The organism is Streptomyces sp. NPDC001852, assembly GCF_042891825.1.
Lineage (GTDB): Bacteria > Actinomycetota > Actinomycetes > Streptomycetales > Streptomycetaceae > Streptomyces.
The window spans coordinates 1-6,285 of record NZ_JBIATN010000081.1 but is presented as its reverse complement, the minus strand read 5'-3'; the positions used below and the strand labels follow the sequence as shown (position 1 = coordinate 6,285).

Annotated in this window: 7 protein-coding genes and 1 pseudogene; 3 read left to right on the top strand and 5 right to left on the bottom strand. The window is 71.3% G+C overall.

The window, feature by feature from the left end; genetic code table 11:
* A partial coding sequence (locus ACFYZB_RS46625; protein ID WP_158786612.1) for a biotin carboxylase N-terminal domain-containing protein occupies positions 1-104 on the bottom strand: 104 nt, incomplete at its 3' end.
* A 364-nt stretch (positions 105-468) separates the two neighbouring features.
* On the opposite strand from ACFYZB_RS46625, the pseudogene ACFYZB_RS46620 reads away from it, so the two are divergent.
* Positions 469-945 (top strand): annotated as a pseudogene (locus ACFYZB_RS46620) (hypothetical protein); the annotation flags it as partial.
* Between the two features lie 82 nt (positions 946-1,027).
* On the opposite strand, the gene ACFYZB_RS46615 reads toward ACFYZB_RS46620, so the two are convergent.
* The 4 genes from ACFYZB_RS46615 to ACFYZB_RS46600 all read right to left on the bottom strand — a co-directional run bounded on the left by ACFYZB_RS46615 (position 1,028) and on the right by ACFYZB_RS46600 (position 3,766).
* On the bottom strand, positions 1,028-1,645 hold the full coding sequence (locus ACFYZB_RS46615) for a Maf family protein (RefSeq protein ID WP_388768238.1): 618 nt from the start codon (positions 1,643-1,645) through the stop codon (positions 1,028-1,030).
* 34 nt (positions 1,646-1,679) lie between these two features.
* Positions 1,680-1,808 (bottom strand): morphogenic membrane protein MmpB, encoded by a 129-nt coding sequence (gene mmpB / locus ACFYZB_RS46610; RefSeq protein WP_388768236.1) that lies wholly within the window; start codon positions 1,806-1,808, stop codon positions 1,680-1,682.
* Between the two features lie 136 nt (positions 1,809-1,944).
* Positions 1,945-2,154: an acyl-CoA carboxylase subunit epsilon gene (locus tag ACFYZB_RS46605; RefSeq protein WP_388768234.1), complete on the bottom strand. Its 210-nt coding sequence runs from the start codon at positions 2,152-2,154 to the stop codon at positions 1,945-1,947.
* Between the two features lie 10 nt (positions 2,155-2,164).
* Positions 2,165-3,766 (bottom strand): acyl-CoA carboxylase subunit beta, encoded by a 1,602-nt coding sequence (locus ACFYZB_RS46600; RefSeq protein WP_388768232.1) that lies wholly within the window; start codon positions 3,764-3,766, stop codon positions 2,165-2,167.
* A 110-nt stretch (positions 3,767-3,876) separates the two neighbouring features.
* Here ACFYZB_RS46600 and ACFYZB_RS46595 point away from each other — a divergent pair, with 110 nt between their 5' ends.
* Entirely contained in the window at positions 3,877-4,737 is an 861-nt protein-coding gene (locus ACFYZB_RS46595) for a biotin--[acetyl-CoA-carboxylase] ligase (protein ID WP_388768230.1), read from the top strand.
* A 350-nt stretch (positions 4,738-5,087) separates the two neighbouring features.
* A complete protein-coding gene (locus ACFYZB_RS46590; RefSeq protein ID WP_388768228.1) occupies positions 5,088-6,179 on the top strand; it encodes an adenylate/guanylate cyclase domain-containing protein in 1,092 nt (363 codons plus the stop codon).
* Positions 6,180-6,285: the final 106 nt, after the last annotated feature.

Below are 6,285 nucleotides of genomic sequence, written 5' to 3'. Positions count from 1 at the left end.
TCCGGGTCGGCGTAGACGGCCACGCTCGCGATCCCGGCGTCCCGGCAGGCCCGGGCCACGCGGACAGCGATTTCGCCACGGTTGGCGATGAGCACCTTGCGCACGATTGAGGCTCCCTCCTTGAAACAAGCCGAGTTTAGGGACTGCCGACACGGCACTTCGACCCGTCCCCAATGGTGAGCTTGCCCACACGGAGCGTGATTCGAGGCTCGCTCGACCCGCGAAAAGCCTTGTCGCACCTCGGTACGCAGGGCTCCTCCCGGAAACCCTAGCCCCGTCATGTGGTCAAGGTCTCTGTGAGAGCGTGCCGCGGCCCACTCGGTTTCTTTGTCGAGTCCCTACGAATGGCCCAATGATTCTTTGCTGCCGCGCGAACCCTTGTCCCGGGGTTTACCCGTTAGTAGCGTTCGGGACGGCTCGAACGTACCTGGGGTGACACAACGCTGGCTTGAGAGTGGGTGGGGACCGGTGGTGCGCAGACCGGTGGCATGGGTGGTGGCGATCGTCCTCCTGGCGGAGGCGTTCTTCATCGCGGCGCTGAACTGGTTCCTCGGCGTGGTCGTCGACCGGCAGAAGATGTCCCTGGCCGGCCTCGATCCGAACGTGATGTCGACGTCCTCGAAGATCGGCGGCCTCGTCTTCGGTCTCTACTTCGCGCTGTGCGCGCTGGTGGCCGTCCTGGTGGCGATACGCGACCGCGCCCCCGCGGGCTTCGGCCGCGTCCTGCTGATCAGCGTGGCGGTCGTGCACGGCCTGCTGGGCGCCTTCGCCCTGAGCCTGGTCGGCCTGACGGCGTTCCTGTTCATGGTGGTGGTGCTCGGGCTCGTCGTCCTGCTGCTGATGACGTACGACCGTGACGGCGGGACGGAGCCTGCGGGGCCCGGCGGCGCGGAGCGGGGCGGTGACCCGAAGGCCGAGGCCGAGCCCGGACCGGCCACGGCCCCGGACGCCGCGGCCGTGCCGGCCCCCCGTACGGACGAACCTCAGGACGGGGACGACGAGCCGCAGGACGCCGTGCCCGCCCAGGTCACTCGGCCGGCGGCCACAACTCCGTGATCCCCACGCCCAGTTCGGCCAGCAGCTTGCGCACCAGGGGCAGACTGATGCCGATCACGTTGCCGTGGTCGCCGTCGATGCGCTCGATGAACGGCGCCGACAGGCCGTCCAGGGTGAACGCACCGGCGACGTAGAGGGGCTCGCCCGAGGCGACGTACGCGGCGATCTCCTCGTCGGTCGGTTCGCCGAAGTGGACCACCGTGGAGGCGGTCCCGGACACGTACCGCTTGGCCTGCGTGTCCCAGATGCAGTGCCCCGTCTGGAGGGTCCCGGCGCGCCCGCGCATCGCCTTCCAGCGGGCGGTCGCCTCCTCGGCGTCGGCGGGCTTGCCGAGGGCCTGGCCGTCCAGCTCCAGCACCGAGTCGCAGCCGATCACCAGGGCGCCCTGGACCTCGGGCTTCGCCGCCACGACCGAGGCCTTCGCCTCGGCCAGGGCGAGCGCCAGCTCGGCCGGGGTGGGGGCGGTGAGGGCGTCCTCGTCGACGCCGCTCACGATCACCTCCGGTGAGAGGCCGGCCTGCTTCAACAGGCCCAGGCGGGCGGGGGAGGCGGAGGCGAGGATCAGGCGGCGGCGTGGCTTGGCAGTCATGCGGCCAGGTTAGCCACGGGGACGCCGGTTCGGCTCACCTCAGGCCGATGACCAGCATGGCGAGGACCATGGCCAGGGCCATGAGCAAGCCGAGCCGCCGAAGCATGTCCTGCGCGTCGCGCAGGTCCTTCGGCGGCTCGTCCTCCGGGTCCGACCACAGCATGCCACCAGCGTGGTGCTTGGCCGATCCAGGGCGCCTGAGTACTGGTACTCAATCGGCGCCCTGAGCCGTGCCACTGTGCGCCCACGTGGCGGAGCCGTACATCGATACGGCCCCGCGCCCCTGAGGCCGGATTTCCTCAGCTCGGCCAGTAGGTGCGGGTCCAGGACACCGGGCCCGGCTGCGGCAGCCTCCGGCCCGCGATGCGGCTCGGGTCGGACCACGCGTCCCTCGGGCTCTCCGCGCCGGACGGCGTTGCCGCTGCCGCCGCGGCGCGGGCGCGGACCACCGCCAGGGCGGCGGCCAGCTCCTCCGGGGTCGGGTTGCCCCGTACGACTTTGATCGTCACAGCGGGCTCCTTAGAGGGGGATGTTGCCGTGCTTCTTCGGGGGCAGGGATTCCCGCTTGGTGCGCAGCTGACGCAGGCCGCGGACGATGTGGGCGCGGGTGTCGGACGGCATGATCACTGCGTCGATGTAGCCGCGCTCGGCCGCGATGTAGGGGTTGAGGAGGGTGTCCTCGTACTCCTGGATCAGCCGGGCCCGGGTGGCCTCACCGTCTCCTGATCCCTCCGCTTCGGCGATGGTGCGCCGGTGCAGGATGTTGACCGCGCCCTGAGCGCCCATGACGGCGATCTGGGCGGTCGGCCAGGCCAGGTTGAGGTCGGCGCCCAGGTGCTTGGAGCCCATGACGTCGTAGGCGCCGCCGAAGGCCTTGCGGGTGATGACGGTGATCAGCGGGACCGTCGCCTCGGCGTAGGCGTAGATCAGCTTGGCGCCGCGCCGGATGATGCCGGTGTGCTCCTGGCCGACGCCGGGCAGGAAGCCGGGGACGTCCACGAAGGTCAGCACCGGGACGTTGAAGGCGTCGCAGGTGCGCACGAACCGGGCGGCCTTCTCGGAGGCGTCGATGTCCAGGCAGCCGGCGAACTGCATCGGCTGGTTGGCGACGACACCGACCGGATGGCCCTCGACCCGCCCGAAGCCGGTGACGATGTTCGGCGCGAACAGCGCCTGGGTCTCGAAGAACTCGGCGTCGTCCAGGACGTGTTCGACCACCGTGCGGATGTCGTACGGCTGGTTCGCGCTGTCCGGGACGAGGGTGTCCAGCTCGCGGTCCTCGTCGCTGACGGCGAGGTCCGCCTCCTCGGGGAAGACCGGGGGCTCGGAGAGGTTGTTGGACGGCAGGTACGACAGCAGCTGCTTGATGTACTCGATGGCGTCCTTCTCGTCGCCCGCCATGTGGTGGGCCACACCGGAGACCGCGTTGTGGGTGCGGGCGCCGCCCAGTTCCTCGAAGCCGACGTCCTCGCCGGTGACGGTCTTGATGACGTCCGGGCCGGTGATGAACATGTGCGAGGTCTGGTCGACCATGACCGTGAAGTCGGTGATGGCCGGGGAGTAGACCGCGCCGCCCGCGCAGGGGCCGACGACCAGGCTGATCTGCGGGATGACCCCGCTGGCGTGGGTGTTGCGGCGGAAGATCTCGCCGTAGGCGCCCAGGGAGGCCACGCCTTCCTGGATGCGGGCGCCGCCGGAGTCGTTGATGCCGATGACCGGGCAGCCGGTCTTCAGCGCGAAGTCCATGACCTTGACGATCTTCTGGCCGTAGACCTCGCCGAGGGCGCCGCCGAAGACGGTGAAGTCCTGGGAGAAGACGGCGACGGGACGTCCGTCGACGGTGCCGTAACCGGTGACGACTCCGTCGCCGTAAGGGCGGTTCTTCTCCAGGCCGAAGTTGGTGGACCGGTGGCGGGCGAACTCGTCCAGCTCGACGAACGACCCCTCGTCGAGGAGGAGCTCGACGCGCTCACGGGCCGTCAGCTTGCCCTTGGCGTGCTGCTTTTCGACGGCGCGTTCCGAACCGGCGTGCGTCGCTTCGTGGATGCGCCGCTGGAGATCCGCGAGCTTGCCCGCGGTCGTGTGAATGTCGATCTCGTGACGCTCTTCCGGCTCGGACATCGGGATGCGGCTCCCTGCCTGCTCAAAAGGGGGGACGGTTACTCATCCGTAGAGTAGTGCTGGGCCTGTGGGTCGGCAGTGCGGCGTTTCCCACACCTAGGGTGACTTGCATGACGCCGCACAATGCATCAGAAGACAGCCGCTGGTCCGATCTGGACCGTCCGCCCCTGAACGCCGCGGCACTGCGGCGCGCGCTGGTCCGGGAGGGGAGCCTGTACCGCGAGGTGGACGTGGTGCAGCGCACCGGCTCCACCAACTCCGACCTGGTCGCCCGGGCCGCCGCCGGGAAGGCCGGCGAGGGGGCCGTGCTGGTCGCCGAGGAACAGACGGCGGGCAAGGGCCGTCTGGACCGCCGGTGGACGGCACCGCCGCGCTCGGGCCTGTTCTTCTCCGTGCTCCTGCGGCCCGTCGAGGTCCCGGTGGCCCGGTGGGGCTGGCTGCCACTGCTCACGGGGGTCGCCGTGGCGACCGGGCTGTCCCGCGCGGCGGGCGTGGACACGGCCCTGAAGTGGCCGAACGACCTGCTGGTGACCGTGGGGGGCGAGGAGCGCAAGGCGGGGGGCATCCTCGCCGAGCGGGCCGGTGAGGACGGTGTGGTCATCGGCGTCGGCATCAACGTCACACTGCGGGCCGAGGAGCTGCCGGTGCCGCAGGCGGGCTCGCTGGCCCTGGCGGGCGCCGTGGGCACGGACCGCGAGCCGCTGCTGCGGGCGGTGCTGCGGGCGCTGGAGGACTGGTACGGGCGGTGGCGGTCGGCGGGGGGTGACCCTGCGGTGAGCGGGCTGCAGGAGACGTACGCGGCGGGGTGCGCGACGTTGGGGCGGGCGGTGCGTGCGGAGTTGCCCGGGGATCGGTCGGTGGTGGGGGAGGCGGTGGCGGTCGACGGGGACGGGCGTCTTGTCATCGCCACGGAGGCCGGGGTGCGGGAGCCTGTGGGGGCGGGGGACATCGTGCATCTGCGGCCTGCGTAGGGGGTACGGCGGTGACGGGTGCCCTCTGTTGTGCGGGTGCCCTGGGCTGGTGCGGGCCGGGGGTCGGACCGCTTACCGGCGCCGGCCGGGTGCCGCGAAGGGGCGCGGGGAACTGCGCGACCAGCCATGACGGCCGTGCGGTCGGGGACGGTGGGGGTACCCCCGGACCTGCGCCGATGCGGGGGTCTGGGGGCGCAGCCCCCGGGGTCGGGCGGCACCAACGCCGGGAAGCGCAACCGGTACCAGGAAGTGAACCGTCGGCCGAACCCAGCGGAGTGAGCTGGCGCACACCTGCCGTAGAGTTGAGGCCGGTCGATACGTGACCGCGGCAGATCGGAAGGGCAGCAGGCGTGACCGTCGACGACACGGGCTCGGGCGCGGGCGCGGACGCCGCCGACCCCGGCGAGGACCCGCTGGCCCTGCGCCTCGAACAGCTCATCCTGGGCGCCGAGCGCCGCTACACGCCGTTCCAGGCGGCCCGCAGCGCCGGAGTCTCCATGGAGCTGGCGTCCCGGTTCTGGCGGGCCATGGGCTTCGCCGACATCGGGCAGGCCAAGGCGCTCACCGAGGCCGACGTGCTCGCGCTGCGCCGGCTCGCCGGTCTGGTCGAGGCGGGGCTGCTCAGCGAGGCCATGGCGGTGCAGGTGGCCCGGTCCACCGGGCAGACCACCGCCCGTTTGGCCGAGTGGCAGATGGATTCCTTCCTGGAGGGCCTGACCGAGCCGCCCGAGCCCGGGATGACCCGCACCGAGGTGACCTACCCGATCGTCGAACTGCTCCTGCCCGAGCTGGAGGAGTTCCTGGTGTACGTGTGGCGGCGGCAGCTCGCCGCCTCCGCCGGGCGGGTCGTGCAGTCGGCGGACGACGAGGAGATGGTCGACCGGCGGCTCGCCGTCGGCTTCGCCGATCTGGTGGGGTTCACCCGGCTGACCCGCCGGATGGAGGAGGAAGAGCTCGGGGAGCTGGTCGAGGCGTTCGAGACCACGGCCGCCGACCTGGTGGCCGCGCGCGGCGGACGGCTCATCAAGACACTCGGCGACGAGGTGCTGTACGCGGCCGACGACGCGGGTACCGCCGCGGACATCGCGCTGCGGCTGGTGGAGACGCTGTCGAACGACGAGACGATGCCGGAGCTGCGGGTCGGCATGGCGTTCGGCACGGTCACCACTCGTATGGGTGATGTGTTCGGTACGACGGTGAACCTGGCCTCCCGGCTGACGTCGATAGCTCCCCGGGACGCCGTGCTGGTGGACAGCGCCTTCGCCGAGGAGCTGATCCGCACCGGCGAGGCGCCCGCCTCCGAGGCGGAGGCGGCCGCCGAGAAGGAGGGCGAGGAGCCGCCGACGTACCGCTTCGCGCTCCAGCCGATGTGGCAGCGCCCGGTGCGTGGACTCGGCGTGGTCGAGCCCTGGTTGCTGGCCCGCCGCGACGGCCAGTCGTAGCGCCACAGGCCCTTAGCTTGGCGTTTATCCTCGGCGGGCTTGGTGTTCCTTGATTGACTCGGCGCGTTTGAGCGTCTTGCCGACGTCGTGGTGCCTGGCCCGGTGT